The sequence below is a fragment of the Candidatus Accumulibacter cognatus genome, assembly GCF_000584975.1.
GTDB lineage: Bacteria > Pseudomonadota > Gammaproteobacteria > Burkholderiales > Rhodocyclaceae > Accumulibacter > Accumulibacter cognatus.
Map to the genome: position 1 here is coordinate 1 of NZ_JDST02000111.1, position 14154 is coordinate 14154.

The 14154-nt window shown below is 60.8% G+C and carries 14 protein-coding genes and 1 pseudogene; 5 read left to right on the top strand and 10 right to left on the bottom strand.

All coding sequences use genetic code 11. From position 1 onward, the window contains the following. Nucleotides 1–58: 58 nt before the first annotated feature. The 3 genes and pseudogenes from AW06_RS21135 to AW06_RS18060 all read left to right on the top strand — a co-directional run. A pseudogene (locus AW06_RS21135) lies at nucleotides 59–855 on the top strand (hypothetical protein); the annotation flags it as partial. A 214-nt stretch (nucleotides 856–1069) separates the two neighbouring features. Then, nucleotides 1070–1690 carry a molybdenum cofactor guanylyltransferase MobA gene (mobA, locus tag AW06_RS18055; protein ID WP_034953109.1) on the top strand — a complete coding sequence of 207 codons (621 nt, stop codon included), beginning with the start codon at nucleotides 1070–1072 and terminating at the stop codon, nucleotides 1688–1690. Between the two features lie 346 nt (nucleotides 1691–2036). Next, nucleotides 2037–2351 carry a DUF3579 domain-containing protein gene (locus tag AW06_RS18060; protein ID WP_034953084.1) on the top strand — a complete coding sequence of 105 codons (315 nt, stop codon included), beginning with the start codon at nucleotides 2037–2039 and terminating at the stop codon, nucleotides 2349–2351. Nucleotides 2352–2523: 172 nt separating this feature from the next. Here the strand turns inward: AW06_RS18060 and AW06_RS18065 are convergent, their stop codons facing one another. The 5 genes from AW06_RS18065 to AW06_RS18085 form a co-directional block, all read right to left on the bottom strand. Next, nucleotides 2524–3660 (bottom strand): acyl-CoA dehydrogenase, encoded by a 1137-nt coding sequence (locus AW06_RS18065; protein ID WP_034953086.1) that lies wholly within the window; start codon nucleotides 3658–3660, stop codon nucleotides 2524–2526. Next, complete coding sequence (locus AW06_RS18070) at nucleotides 3657–4601, bottom strand: DMT family transporter (protein ID WP_034911950.1); 945 nt, start codon at nucleotides 4599–4601, stop codon at nucleotides 3657–3659. The genes AW06_RS18065 and AW06_RS18070 overlap by 4 nt, the downstream gene beginning before the upstream one ends. A gap of 112 nt (nucleotides 4602–4713) precedes the next feature. Beyond that, complete coding sequence (can, locus tag AW06_RS18075) at nucleotides 4714–5856, bottom strand: carbonate dehydratase (RefSeq protein ID WP_034953088.1); 1143 nt, start codon at nucleotides 5854–5856, stop codon at nucleotides 4714–4716. Nucleotides 5857–5879: 23 nt separating this feature from the next. Next, nucleotides 5880–7043 (bottom strand): isovaleryl-CoA dehydrogenase, encoded by a 1164-nt coding sequence (locus tag AW06_RS18080; protein WP_034953090.1) that lies wholly within the window; start codon nucleotides 7041–7043, stop codon nucleotides 5880–5882. Between the two features lie 16 nt (nucleotides 7044–7059). Further along, nucleotides 7060–7509: a PaaI family thioesterase gene (locus AW06_RS18085; protein ID WP_034953092.1), complete on the bottom strand. Its 450-nt coding sequence runs from the start codon at nucleotides 7507–7509 to the stop codon at nucleotides 7060–7062. 165 nt (nucleotides 7510–7674) lie between these two features. Here AW06_RS18085 and AW06_RS18090 point away from each other — a divergent pair, with 165 nt between their 5' ends. Continuing rightward, nucleotides 7675–8724, top strand: a complete 1050-nt coding sequence (locus tag AW06_RS18090; protein WP_034953094.1) for an MBL fold metallo-hydrolase — start codon at nucleotides 7675–7677, stop codon at nucleotides 8722–8724. A gap of 25 nt (nucleotides 8725–8749) precedes the next feature. On the opposite strand, the gene AW06_RS18095 is transcribed toward AW06_RS18090, so the two are convergent. Both AW06_RS18095 and AW06_RS21140 read right to left on the bottom strand, forming a co-directional pair. Then, nucleotides 8750–9655, bottom strand: a complete 906-nt coding sequence (locus tag AW06_RS18095) for a MerR family transcriptional regulator (protein ID WP_034953096.1) — start codon at nucleotides 9653–9655, stop codon at nucleotides 8750–8752. A 144-nt stretch (nucleotides 9656–9799) separates the two neighbouring features. Then, nucleotides 9800–9958: a hypothetical protein gene (locus AW06_RS21140; protein WP_171047419.1), complete on the bottom strand. Its 159-nt coding sequence runs from the start codon at nucleotides 9956–9958 to the stop codon at nucleotides 9800–9802. A gap of 648 nt (nucleotides 9959–10606) precedes the next feature. Here AW06_RS21140 and AW06_RS18105 point away from each other — a divergent pair. Further along, nucleotides 10607–10969 (top strand): hypothetical protein, encoded by a 363-nt coding sequence (locus AW06_RS18105; RefSeq protein ID WP_034953100.1) that lies wholly within the window; start codon nucleotides 10607–10609, stop codon nucleotides 10967–10969. Nucleotides 10970–11116: 147 nt separating this feature from the next. Here the strand turns inward: AW06_RS18105 and AW06_RS21145 are convergent, their stop codons facing one another. The 3 genes from AW06_RS21145 to AW06_RS18120 are packed head-to-tail and all read right to left on the bottom strand — an operon-like array spanning nucleotide 11117 to nucleotide 13816. Continuing rightward, the gene (locus AW06_RS21145) at nucleotides 11117–12568 is read right to left on the bottom strand and encodes a diguanylate cyclase (RefSeq protein WP_138678834.1); all 1452 of its coding nucleotides are present in this window, start codon (nucleotides 12566–12568) and stop codon (nucleotides 11117–11119) included. Continuing rightward, complete coding sequence (locus AW06_RS18115; RefSeq protein WP_273704868.1) at nucleotides 12565–13365, bottom strand: EAL domain-containing protein; 801 nt, start codon at nucleotides 13363–13365, stop codon at nucleotides 12565–12567. Before AW06_RS18115 ends, AW06_RS21145 begins: the two co-directional genes overlap by 4 nt. A 28-nt stretch (nucleotides 13366–13393) precedes the next feature. After that, nucleotides 13394–13816 carry a response regulator gene (locus AW06_RS18120; RefSeq protein WP_324546363.1) on the bottom strand — a complete coding sequence of 141 codons (423 nt, stop codon included), beginning with the start codon at nucleotides 13814–13816 and terminating at the stop codon, nucleotides 13394–13396. Nucleotides 13817–14154: the final 338 nt, after the last annotated feature.

Genomic DNA, 14154 nt, shown 5'->3' on the forward strand with positions numbered 1-14154 from the left:
GCATTCATTCGATTGCCCTGCCGTTTCCCCCATCCCCTTGCCGAGCCCTGCCGTCGTCTTGATCGAGAAGGTTCGGGAGGCATTCCGGGGTTTGCCGGACGGGCGTCAGCAGAGCAACGCCTGGCGCTATGAGATGAAGGATGCCGGCCCTGTCGTCCTTCGCCGTGTTTTTCTCGCAAAGTCCGTCCTTCCTCGATAGCCAGGTCAGGATGCAGAAGCAGTTAGGGCGGAACAATGCCTCTTCGCTGTTCGGGGTGTATGAGATTCCCTGCGATCACCAGATTCGCAATCTGCTGGATCGGGTGCCGCCGGAAACGGTGTACCCGGTCATGGCCGAGATGGGCGACGCCCTGTACCAGCAAGGCTACTACGAGTGGGTCGGCGATTTCGAGCGCAACGACCCACTCGGCCGCGTCGTACAGGTGCGACGCGTCGGCAAGAAGCAGACACCTATCGCTACGCTCATCAAGTGTCCTTGCGTGACACGGACGAGGCCGTGATGGCCAACTGGCTGGAACTGGTCACCACCGATGCCAGCGGGGCCCTCCTCTTCAAGAACGCCTGGGCCACCTCGCATGCCATCACCGACCACCACGTCGCCGCGCTGGCTTCCGCCGGGCGGGCGCGGTGGAAAATCGAGAACGAGCACAACCACACTCTGAAAACCAAGGGCGACCATTTCGACCACCACTTCGGACACGGCAAGCAGTTCTTGGCCAACCTGTTCGCCACGCTGAACTTGTTGGCCTACTTGGTCCATACCGCCCTGGACTGGATGGACACCCGTTACCCAAGGTGCGCAGCTTGCTGCCCTCCCGCCGAACCTTCTTCGAACACCTGCGCGCCTTGCTACAGTACCTGCCGTTCGATGACTGGGATCATCTCATGCGCTTCATGCAGCAGCGCCTCGCTCCCAACGCCCCAGACACCGGCTGACTTCCCCCATCCAACAGTCCTTACCCTCACCACCCGCTACCATGGAATTTGAAATGAGAACTGCTGCTCTCAGCATCCCCCCAAACTTATCGGGAAATGATGTTATATGCAGAATTTTTTCGGCTGCCCTCTCATGAGAAAAGACTTTCCTGATGAAACAGCGTGCATCACCGGCGTTATTCTGGCGGGTGGGCGCGGTCGCCGCATGGGCGGCGTGGACAAGGGGCTGCAGGAACTGTGCGGGCGACCACTGGTTGCCTGGGTCATCGAGCGCTTCGGCCCGCAGGTCGACGAACTACTGATCAATGCCAATCAGAACGGTGATCGCTACGCTGTTTTCGGCCATCGCGTTCTGGCCGACCAGATCTCCGAATTCGCTGGTCCGCTGGCCGGCCTGCAAGCTGCGCTGACGGCGGCGAGGCACTCGCTGCTGGCTACCGCTCCCTGTGATTCACCGTTCCTACCGAGCGATCTGGTTCATCGCCTGCGGCAGGCCCTGACCACGAGCGGCGCCGATCTTGCCGTCGCTCGCACCTTCAACCAGCCTCAACCGGTGTTCTGCCTGTGTCGGCGTGAAGTCCTGCCTTCGTTGAGCGAATACCTGGAAAGCGGTGGGCGCCGTGTCGATCGCTGGCACGCGATGCTACAGGTAGTCGAGGTGGCTTTTGATGATCAGGCCGGGGCTTTCGAGAACATCAACAACCGCGATGAACTGGAGCGCTTCGAAAGGGCGGTGCCTGATCAGACAAGCTGATTTCACGGATTTGGCGAAGGTTGGAGGGTGAGAAGAGTGTCTCGGCAGAGTTCAACTCGTCACAGAGCTGCCGGACGGCACGGTCAGACGCGCCATAGACCAGGTGCTGGAGGCGTATGCTCAGGGTGCCGGCCTGACCTGTTCGCGTGTCAGCACTGCCTGATGTGGCATCGCGATGTGGCCGAACGGGTAGTTCTTTCGCCAATCGGCGATGGCCGACTTCCGCCTGGACCCGGCAAGAGCACGGTCTTTCTGTTAGAATTGCGATGTCGACGCTGTCGGTAGGCGCCCAACGACAACCCAAGAGAGAAATTCGCGGTTCTCCTCGCTAAGATACCCCCGAGATATGCCCACTACGTCGCACTCCTCTTTCATCATCGTCGGTCTGACCATCGCAGGCAAGAGGTTCCGCCCCAGCGACTGGGCCGAAAGACTTTGCGGTGTTCTGTCAGCTTTTGGCGCCGAGAAGAAAATGCGCTATTCGCCCTATGTCGGTCCCAGGACCTACAAGGGCGAAAAAGCTGTTTTTGTAGACGGCCGATTATACGAGGTGGAGCCCATGGCCTACCGCTTCGTACTGCATTTCGCACAAGACAACGATCTGCAACTGATCCAGGACCTCGCCCCGATCGCCGCCAACAGCCAGAGCAAGCCGGCCTAGCTGCCTGGCGGACTGGACTTTTTGAGTCCTTGAAAACAGCAGGTTACAGTTCTTCTCAAAGGCGTTTTAGGCCGTCCCGGATAAAGACCGCCATCATTTGACGATCGGGCGCAAGGTCTTCGCCTATTCCCAGTACGGGTTCCTGCACGGTAACGTTGATTTACGGGTATCGCTAATCACCCGACACGGCGCGGCCGATCACCAGACGCTGGATGTCATTGGCACCTTCGTAGATCTGGCAGACACGGACGTCGCGATAGATTCGCTCGACCGGGAAGTCGCTGACGTAGCCGTAGCCGCCGAGAATCTGGATGGCGTCAGAGCAGACTTTTTCGGCCATTTCGGAGGCGAACATCTTGGCCATCGACGCCTCCTTGAGGCAGGGCCTGCCGGCATCCTTGAAGGTTGCGGCTCGCCAGACCAGCAGACGGGCGGCATCGATCTGCGTTGCCATGTCGGCGAGACGGAAGCTCACCGCCTGATGCTCGATGATCGGCTTCCCGAAGGTTTCGCGTTCCTTGGCATATTGCACCGCCGCTTCGAAAGCGGCACGCGCCATCCCGACCGACTGGGCAGCGATGCCGATGCGGCCGGCTTCGAGGTTCGACAGGGCAATCCGGTAGCCGTCGCCTTCCTTGCCGAGCAGGCAGGAAGCTGGAACCCGGCAGTTCTCGAAGAGGATCTGCGCGGTATCCGAAGCGCGCTGACCCATCTTTTCCTCAATGCGGGCAACGATGTAACCGGGTGTCGCGGTCGGCACCAGGAAACACGAGATGCCCTTCTTGCCGGCGGACTTGTCGGTGACGGCAAAGACGATCGCTACCTGTGCGTACTTGCCGGTGGTAATGAACTGCTTGACGCCATTGAGAACGAAATGATCGCCGTCGCGGTCGGCGCGGGTGGTGATGGCCGCGGCATCGGAGCCGGTATGCGGTTCGGTCAGGCAGAAGCAGCCGAGCATCTCGCCGCGCGCCAGCGGCTTCAGCCAATTTTCCTTCTGTTCGTCGCTGCCGTACTTCATTGTGATACCGCAGGCCAGCGAGTTCTGCACGCTGACGATCGTCGAGGTGGCGCCGTCGCCGGCGGCGATCTCTTCGATCACCAGCACCAGCGACAGGTAGTCCATGCCGGCACCGCCCCATTGTTCGGGAACGACCATGCCAAGCGCGCCGAGTTCGCCAAGTTCTCGCAGTGCATCTGCCGGGAAGGTGTGATGGCGGTCCCACTCGGCAGCGAAGGGCGCCAGGCGCTCCTGCGCGAAAACGCGCAGCGAGTCGCGGATCATTTCCTGTTCTTGTGTCAAGATCATTGGATTTTCTCCTTGCTGATGACGCCGGTCGCAAGGCGCGCGCCGGCATGATTGGTAATGACGACGCCGGCGATGACCAGCGTACCGCCGAACAGAACCACGACCCCGAGCCGTTCGTCGAGCAGCAGGGTGCCGAAGATGACGGCGCTGACCGGGACCAGGTTGATGAACGCCGCCGAGCGCGTCGCGCCGATGCGTTGCACTGCTTCAGCGTACCAGGTAAATGCGAGGGCGGTACCGAATAGCCCGAGAAACATGATCGCGCTCAAGCCACGCCAGGTGATTTCCGTCAGCACGAACAGCGAACCCTGCAGCAACGCCGCGATGGTCAACATCCCCCAGCCGGTGAGACTGGCACCGAAGGTCATCGCCAACGGCGATAGTGAGCGCGTGCCGCGCCGTCCGACGAAAGTATAAACCGCCCACAGCACACTGCAGCCGATTATCAGCCATTCGCCGAGACCAACCTCACCGGCCAGCAGCAGACGGGGGTCACCATTGGTGACCACCAGCAGGCAACCAAACATCGCCAGCGCGATGCCGGCAGCTTTCATCGGTGACATCGGCGCTCTGAACAGGAGCCAGTCACCGACCGCGACCACCGCCGGCGTCAGCGCCACCACCAGCGCGCCACGCCCGGCCTCGATCACCCTCAAACCGTAAAGGAAACACAGGTTATACAGAAAGATGCCGCTGGCGCCCAGTGCCCCGAGCGTCAACCACTCCTTTAACGACCAGCGCGGCCAGCCTTCATGGATCACCACCAGCATGCCGAGGACCAGCGCCGCGAGCAGGAAGCGCCAACTGGCCACTGCCAGCGGCGAGGCTTCGCTGACCGCCACCCTGCCGGCAATCCAGGTTGCCCCCCAGACCAGGGCGGTGGCGAGCAGCTTGAGGTAGGTCGTGGGGGATGCCCGCGCCCGCTCGGCAGCGGCGGTCAAAGAGTTTCCGCGGTCGCGGCTGCGCGGCTGGGGCGAGAGAATCGGCAGGCGCGAGGACGTGTCAATGAATGGCGCATGGCAGGATTTTTCATGGGTATGTCGCGTCTGCGACTCAGGCCTGCAGCCCAGCGAGTGCCGCGACATAGTTCGGCAGCAAGTCTTCGTGGCGGTGCACAGTGAACCCCAGGTCACGCATCAGTCCATCGCGCAGGCCGTAAATCCAGCCGTGCACGGTGACCGGCTGAGCGCGCTGCCAGGCGTCCTGGATGACGAAGGTCTGGCAGACGTTCGCCACCTGTTCGAGGACATTGAGTTCGCAAAGCCGATCATGTTGCCGCTCCGGCGGCAGGGTATCGACCAATGCCAGATGTTTGTCGTGCACGTCGCGGACATGCCGCAGCCAGATGTCGACCAGCCCGGTACGATCCCTATTGAGTGCCGCCTTGACGCCACCGCAACCGTAGTGGCCGACGACCATGACGTGCCTGACCTTGAGGACATCGACGGCGAACTGGATCACCGACAGGCAGTTGAGATCGGTATGTACGACGACGTTGGCGACGTTGCGGTGGACGAAAAGCTCGCCCGGCAGCAGCCCGACAATCTCGTTGGCCGGCACGCGCGAATCCGAGCAGCCGATCCACAGGTATTGCGGTGTCTGCAGGCGTGAAAGTTTAAGAAAGTACCCCGGATCGATCTCCTGCATGCGACTCGACCAGGCGCGGTTGAAGTCGAACAGGTGAAAGAGGTTCTCGTTGACGACTTCTTCCTCCGACCAGTTTTCGAGATCGAGTGCAAGAAACATCGTGCCTTCGAGTGGCGTCTGGTAATAGGCCGGTGTTTCCTTGAAACCCAGTTCGCGGTAGAGCTTGACCGCAACGCGCATGGTCGGCAGGGTATCGAGCAGCAACTTGCGGTAGCCGATTTCCTTGGCCGCCTTGATCGCCGCCATTGTCAGCACGCGGCCGATGCCGAAGCTACGCTGGCTGGGCTCGACATACAGCCGCTTCAGTTCACAAAGGCCCGTCGAAAATGGTCGGATACCGACGCAGCCAGCCGGCCGGCCATCGCGTTCGGCATAGAACAGGCGCCCTTCAGGCTGGGCGTAGGCGCCCGGTAGCGATGCCATTTCCACTTCGAAATTCTGGAAACACAGGTCGACGCCGAGCCACGCGGCATAGTTTCGGAAGAACTGACGTACGTGCTCGATGGCGGTGGTGTCGTCAGCGCTGAGGGTGCGCAGCGTGCAAGTCATTTTTTCTGGCAGTCCATAGGGTATTAAAGCGTTTCGGAAAAAAGCTCCCGGCCAATCAGCATGCGGCGGATTTCCGATGTGCCGGCACCAATCTCGTAGAGCTTGGCATCGCGCCAAAGGCGACCCGCTGGGTACTCATTGATGTAGCCATTGCCGCCGAGGATCTGGATCGCCTCGCCGGCCATCCAGGTCGCCTTTTCGGCAGCGTACAGAATGGCCCCGGCGGCATCCTTGCGCGTCGTTTCGCCACGATCGCAGGCTGCGCCCACGGCATAGACGTAAGCACGACAAACGTTGAAGGTGGTATACAGGTCGGCGATCTTGCCCTGCATCAACTGGAATTCACCGATCGATTGGCCGAACTGTTGGCGGTCATGGATGTAAGGCAGGACCAGATCCATCACCGCAGCCATGATTCCCAGCGGACCACCGGCAAGGACGGCGCGTTCGTAGTCGAGGCCGCTCATCAGCACGCGCGCGCCGCCGTTCAGTTGGCCGAGGACATTTTCTTCAGGCACTTCGCATTCATCGAAAAACAGCGGATAGGTATTCGATCCGCGCATGCCGAGCTTGTCGAGCTTGGCGCCGCAGGAGAAACCCGGCATGCCTTTTTCCACGATGAAAGCGGTGATGCCTTTCGAGCCGGCCTGAAGGTCGGTCTTGGCGTAGACCACCAGCGTGTCAGCGTCCCCGCCGTTGGTGATCCACATCTTGCCGCCATTGAGGACGAAGCGGTCGCCCTTGTGCTCGGCGCGCAATTTCATGCTGACCACGTCCGAACCGGCGTTGGCTTCCGACATGGCGAGCGCCCCGACGTGTTCCCCGGAAATCAGTCTGGGCAGATAGCGGTCTTTCTGTGCGGCATTGCCATTGCGGCGAATCTGATTGACGCAGAGATTCGAGTGCGCGCCGTAGGAGAGGGCTACACTCGCCGAAGCCCGTGAGATTTCTTCCATGGCGATGATGTGTGCGAGATAGCCGAGGCCGCTGCCGCCGTACTCCTCCTCGGCGGTGATGCCGAGCAGGCCGATGCTGCCCAGCTTCTGCCAAAGATCGGCGGGAAAGACGTTGTCGCGATCGATGGCTTCTGCGCGCGGCCTGATTTCGGCAGCGGCAAAAGCCTGAACGGTCGCCCGCAGCATGTCGATGGTCTCGCCATGGGCAAAACTGAGGCTCGGGTAGGGCATATCTGTCTCTCCTTGATCAGGTTTTGGCGGGGTGTTTGCCGTACACGGCCATGATGGTCTGCTGCATCAGCGCACACAGGTTCTTCCTGCCATGGCTGACGGCAAACACTTCGGCACGGGTCACGATCAGTGTTCGGCCGTAACGGACCACCGATCCTTCGGCAATCAACAAGGGGCCTTCGGCCGGGGCCAGCAGGTTGAGCTTGTACTCGACGGTCAACACCTCGGTGTCGGCCGCCGTCAGGGTGTTGGCGGCGTACCCCGCCGCCGAATCGGCTATCATTCCGACGATGCCGCCGTGAATGTAGCCATGCTGCTGCGTGACTTCGGGTTTGTACGGCAAATGAATCTCGGTGTAACCCGCCTCGACCACCGCCATGCGGGCGCCGATCAGGTTCATGGCCTGTTGCCGCGCAAAGCTGGCACGGACGCGTTCGGCAAAGAGGGGATCCTGGGCTTTATGCATGGCCACGAATTGAATTGTAATATGGTAGCTTGTACCGGGTTGCTTTGGCGCAGGACGGCACGGAACTGAATCACGTGTAGAATGGTGTCAGCTCGACGCTGGCGGTAGTCAGCTTCTGAGCGCGCCCAGTGTATAGATTTCAGCATTTTTTACAATCCACCCGAGATGCTGCCAGATTACCCCTTTGCCACCCCACCCGCCGCTGGCGAGACCTTCGAGGTTTCTCCGGGTATCCACTGGCTGCGGATGCCGCTGCCATTCGCCCTCAACCACATCAACCTCTGGCTGCTCGAAGACGATGCCGGATGGACCATCGTCGATACCGGTTTCGCACTCGATACAGTGAAGGAGTGCTGGCAGGGCGTTCTCTCCCGTCTGACCACAACGGCACATGGCGGGAAAATCGTACGCATCATCGTCACGCATTTCCATCCCGATCACCTCGGTCTCGCCGCCTGGTTGCAGGAGCGTACCGGTGCGCCGGTATGCATGACGGTAGGCGAGTATCTGACAGCGCATGCGGTCTGGCACGAGGTGGGCGGCCACGGCAATCAGCCGATGTTGCGGCAATTTCGCGCGCACGGCCTCGATGCCGATCGCTGCGCGGCACTGGAACGTCGCAGCGGTGGCTACAATCGCGGCGTACCGAGCCTGCCGACGCATTACCAGCGCCTGTTTGACGGCGACCAAATGGCCATTGGCGGACATCACTGGCAAGTCCGCATCGGTTTCGGCCATTCGCCGGAACATGCGGCACTCTACTGCGCCGAACTCGGCGTGTTGATCTCCGGCGACATGCTCTTGCCGAAGATCTCGACCAATGTCAGCGTCTTTGCCGTCACACCTCTGGCCGACTCGCTTGGCGATTACCTGCAGTCAATCGATCACTATCGCGAACTGCCTGCCGAGACCCTGGTCCTTCCCTCGCATGGACTGCCCTTCTACGGCATCGAGAACCGGGTCAATGCGCTGCACGCACACCACCAAGAGCGTTTGCAGGTTCTTGAAGAGCACTGCACCACGCCACGCAGCGCCGCCGAGCTATTGATGACATTGTTCTCACGGGATCTCGATACGCATCAGACGATGTTTGCCATGGGTGAAGCAATAGCGCACCTGAATCGACTCGAACATGCCGGACGCCTGCTGCGCGTCGAGGACGCGCATGGGCTGGTCCGTTTTGTCCGGAGGCAAGCAGCGGCATCGCCCACCTGATCCTGAAACATCCGTAAAGCATGTTTCAGGAATGTGTGGCGCGCCAGTCGGCCAGTGCTGCGAGAGCCAGGTTGAAAGTCGGCAGGAAATCGATACCGTCCAGTTTTGCCAGTCGCCGGATGCCGGCGCCCCCGGCCCAGAGGGCTGCCTCCGGTGGCAGCATCATCCGCAACTGTTGCAGCAGGACGGCAATCTGGCGTTGCGGAAAAGCGATCGAGAAGGAAAGGGCAATGATGTCGGCGCGGTGCGCGCTGGCAGCGCGGCCGATTTCGAGCAAGGGCATCTGTGTCCCGAGAGGAATGCAGTCGGCGCCTTCGAGTGCGAATAGCGCCTCGACCATCAGCAGGCCGAGCACATGCTGTTCGTCCGGTACGCTGGTCAGCAGGATGCGCGGCCTGCTCCGGCCGACGGGAAGCGTGGCAATGGCCTGGCGCAACAGGCGCTTGGTGAGTTCGGTAAACAGATGTTCATCGAAGATCTCGAAGCTGCCCTCCTCCCAGGCTTTGCCGACACGCCGGGTCAACGGCGCCACCGAGTCCTGGACAAAATGTTGTAGACCCTGGCGGGCAAGGCGCTGCTGCATGGCTTGCTGAAAAGCGGCGCTGTCGCGCTGTTTGATCAGTGCGAGCAATGCCCCGAGTTGCTCGACTTCCCCATTCTCTTCCTCAAAACGCGGCACCAGAGAACGCGCGGCAAGCCCGTACAGTTCTTCCGTGGCAGCCGCGATCAGTTTCCCCGGCCGGTGGCCCTGATCCATCAGGCGTTTGATCAGGCGCAAGCGCTCGACCTGCTCGGCCGGGTAACTGCGTTCGCCGTTGGCGTCGCGGCATGGCGCGGGGAAACCATAACGGCGTTCCCAGACACGAAGAACGTCCTTCGAAAGGCCCGTGTCACGTTCGACGGCGGCGATGCCAAAATCGGGAACATGCATTTTTGTCCTCAACAAAATCTAGACAGATTGTTGACTAGGTCTTATTACTGTTATTACTGAAGATATGATAGCCACAGACGTCTAATTTGTCTAGGACAAAATTACAGAAAGACGAACATGTATTCAACGCATGGTGGACGCCATTCAGCAACAACAACGCATTGCCATCGTCAGGGCCGGCATCTCCGGTCTGGCCAGCGCCTGGTTGTTGAGCCGTCGGTTCAGGTGAGCTTGTTCGAGGCCGGCCTGTCTTTCGGCGGTCACACCAATACGGTCGACATACCCCTTCGGGACCGGACGCATTCGGTCGATACGGGTTTCCTGGTTTTCAACGAAAAGACCTACCCGAATATGATCACCCTTTTCGCTCTGCTCGGAGTCGATGGCGTCGAAACCGAAAGGTGCTTCCCCGTAGGCCTGTAGACCCTGGATCTAGAATGGTCGGGCAGCCATCTGGCGAAGGTTTTCGGCCAGAGGCTCAAGCTCGTGCGCCCCCAGTTCTGGTCGATGCTCTCGGACATCTTGCGTTTCAACCGCGAAAGCTGCGCCTAACTGGCCAGTCACCCGGACGGACCTGATTGACTGACAAAACTGCCTGACGACAGGGCTCTTTTGGCATGCTATCATTCAAGCTTTTGATAAAGAAAAAGAATGGCATCCACCATCAGGTCTTTGAGACTGTACGACCCCGTGCATCGGCTGTGACTGGATACGCCATGCGCTGGCACGGGGAAAGGCGCTGATGGCGCGGTTGACGCTGGCCACGGCTGACGACCCGGAGCTCGCACGAGCCTCCAAGCGGCAACCCGACCGATCCCGCTGGATGGACGGGCTGCCCTGGAAGTATTGCCGCCAGCCCCGGCAACAACCGCGGGGGTGGCGTGAAGTTTTGTCAGTCCATCAGCATCTTTCCCATCGACCCATCCCCTGCTAGAACTGGAGATAGAAATCATGAAGACCCCCCCGCTCATTGTTTCTGCCTTGCTTGCCATGGCTGTCGCCGCCTGTGGTCAAAAGGAAGATGCCGCCAAGACCGAGGCCGCGCGGCTCGCCAAGGAGTCTGCGCAGAAAGCAGAGGACGCCGCCAAGAAAGCCGGGGCGGCTGTCGGTGCCGCCGCCGACGCGACCAAGGAGGCCGTCAAGGATGCAGGCGCCGCCGCCAAGGAAAGTGCCGCAAGCGCCGGTGCGGACATCAAGGACAAGACCAAGGAGGTCTTTTCGGCAACCAAGGAGGCTGGCAAGGAGATGGTCGTCAAGGCGGCGGACGCCACCAGGGAAGCCGCCGAAAAGACGAAGGAAGCGGTGAGCAAGTAGGCGTCGGAAGTTCGCTCGCGCCCGACAAGAGGTTCGGCCACGTCTTCATCCTGATACGGCGTCGGCGCGAACCGGATCTTGTCCGGCAGATCGCGCCGCTCCCTCACGAGCCGCCCTGTGTCGGCGGCTTGCCGGCCCGCGCCGATCTCACGGCGACGGCGCTTCTCGGTTCCTGACGGGCGCGGCAACCTGGGTGCGCAGGTAAGGGAAGAACTTGCGGTCCTCGCCCAGCATGTGTCGGGTGACGACATCATAGGCAAGAAACTGGAACAAGTCGCCGACCCCCTGTTTGCCGGCCCGATAGTCGTCGAGCAGACGACGCGCCTGCGCCACAAGTTCGCGATGCAGGACGGCGTGCTCGGCGGCGCCGGGATAGCCGGCGGCGTGAATGACCGATTCCTCGTCGGCAAAGTGCCGGACAACATCAGTCGTGAGCGTTTCGACAATCAGGTCCAAACGCCTTGCCTCGTATTGTCCGAGAATAGCCGCCAAAAGCTCGTTCGCGTCGGCGAAAAGCTGGCGATGACCGCGATCGACGAGTTCGTTGCCGCATTCGTACGCCGACTGCCAAACGAGCTGAACGAAGTTGGCAACCACGTATCCCTGGGTGTCCGGGGGCCGGACCGCTGCCGGTGCGAGCTGGACCTGGTTGCGGCCACCGGTCTTTGCCCGATAGAGCGCTTCGTCGGCGCGTTGGAACCACTCTTCCCAGGTGTCACCAGGGTTGCATTCGGCTGCGCCGATGCTGACGGTAAGCTGCCCGATCAACGGAAAATCGGCACTCGCGATCTGCACACGCACGCGTTCGGCCAGCAGCGCCGCCGTAGACCGGCCGGTGTTCGGGCAAATGACGACGAACTCCTCACCGCCCCAGCGCGCGAGGGCATCCGTGCCCCGCAGGCGGCTCTGCAGCATTGAGGTCATGGTCTGCAGGATCTGGTCGCCAACGCCATGACCATGCTGGTCATTGATGGCCTTGAAGTGATCGATGTCGACAAGCAGCAGGCTCAGCGGCTGTTCGTATCGGTTCAGGCGGTCCATCTCGCTGCGCACGCATTCCTCGAGCCGCCGCCGGTTCCAAGCACCGGTGAGTTTGTCAGTGCTGGCCACCTGTTCGAGTTCGCCGACCGTTCGCTGTAGTTCCTGATTCGCCTGGCGCAAGCGATCGAGAGTCTGCTGCATGGACGAGATCTCCGGCGATGGGAAGGTCTCTTGGACGATCGAGGCAATCGACTGTAGCTTGTGGTCGGTGCCGAAGACTGACAGGTTGATCCATCGGCAACGGCTGATCCTGCCGTCGACGGGCATCTCGACTTCCTCGTACGATGCCGACGCACCGTCGAGGATGCGCTGGTCGCAATGGGCTAGCTGTGCCAGCAGGTGAGTCGGCAGGACATCGCTCTCCGATCGCCCAACCAGACATGCCGGACCCTGGCCAAGCAATCGTTCCATCTCCCGGTTGACCAGCCGGTAACGACCATCCAGGCCCTTGAGGCTGAAACCGACACCCGCGCTCGCAGGCATCAACAACGACAGCAGTCCTGCCATCGGGATGACACGATCCTCGGCGAGGGTGCGGATCAACTCGTCGTCGTTCATCGTGGCTGGGGCTCGATCTGTCTGTTGTTGGCGGGCTGCGGACGCGGGGTGAGGATGACCCGGTTGCGCCCCTGCGTCCTGGCCAGGTAGAGCGCGCGGTCTGCCCGGTTGACGAAGTCCGCTATGACGGCCTCGCCGCCAGCAGACACGGGCTCGCTCTGGGTATCGCTCCAGCCCTCGAGCAAATCGCCGAAGCGCGAGACCTCGTGGCCCATTTGCTCGGCCGATTCGGGAACCTGATCCAAGTGGTGGCTGACACTTTCTCCGATGCACAGGGCGGTTGCCGTACTGAATTCCGCGGTGTAGCGGTCATAGAGGACGTAGACGTTCCCGTCGTCCAGCCACCGGCTGCGCTGCAGCAACTCATCAACTTCCGCCGGCAGATGGGGGTTGATGCCCGCCACATCCTGGTACCAGACGGCATAGCTCGCCGGATGAAAAGACGCCTGTTGCTGAGTCATGTGCTTGACGGCCAAACGCAGACACTCGGCGCTCTGCGTGCTGCTGTGGTGATATCTCATTGTTGCTTCGCAATGTTGGTCTTGTCCGGAACGAACAGGAACTGTAACGCACTTCGTGTCTAGTTTCGATAGAAGACTGATGCTGCCGTCGCGCCGAAGAATTTGCATCGCATCGGGTGGCAGCAGCTGGCTGAAAAGATGGCCCGGCAGCTTCGGGCATCCCGCCTGCTGGAGGAACTGAAGATGTTCGCGGGTTTCGATGCCGTCGGTGATCACGTGAAGATCGAGGCTACGCGCCATGGCGATGATCGCGGTCGCGATTCCTGTAACTGGCACGCCGACACCTTGATCGCCACGTGTGGCGTCACCACGCCGCCGCGCAGCCAATCCCCCAACCAAAGGTATCGTTGACGCGATTGAAATCGTCCAGATCAATAAACAGCCGTGCCACCATACTGTTGCTCAGGCGCGCGAGTAAGGTCAGGTCGAGAACCTGTTGGATCGTGTTGGCCTCATCGCTCGGCAGGACTGAAGCCATGCTATTGCCAAGAAACTTACTCTCCGAGGTGAAGGCGGCGGTTCCAAAACCCTCCTTGCAATCGAGAAGGCAGACCTCGAAGCCATCGATCCCCGGCATCTCCACATCGGGCAGCACCAGATCCCGCGGCGGTTCATCGAGGATGGCGAGCGCCTGCTTGCCATCGTCCGCCTCGGTCACGCCGAATCCAAACTGCTCCAGCGTTTCGTGTTCGAGCATGCGCATCACGTAAACTTTGTTGACGATCAGCGCGGGGGGCTGCCCGGGTCTTCATTCTCTGGCTTGGTCATCAGTCATTCCCTCGCATTGTTCGACGCGCCCTACGAGTGCGCGGGCAGCTCTCTGGTGGCTGTGGTCAGCAACGATCGCGTTGTACCGAGTTTATCGCTAACGGTCATGACCTTTCCAGGAATCCCCGATCCTGAAAGTCATGACCGTTTCCCTCTCCACCAACCTCTCCCCCATAAGTGGGGAGGGGAGATACATGTACGGCTCGCGACCCTGGTAATGAGGGCGACAGCATGGCCGTCATGACGCTCCGGCCAGGCTTGCGTATGTGACAGTCAGGCCTGGATCATCATTCCGGC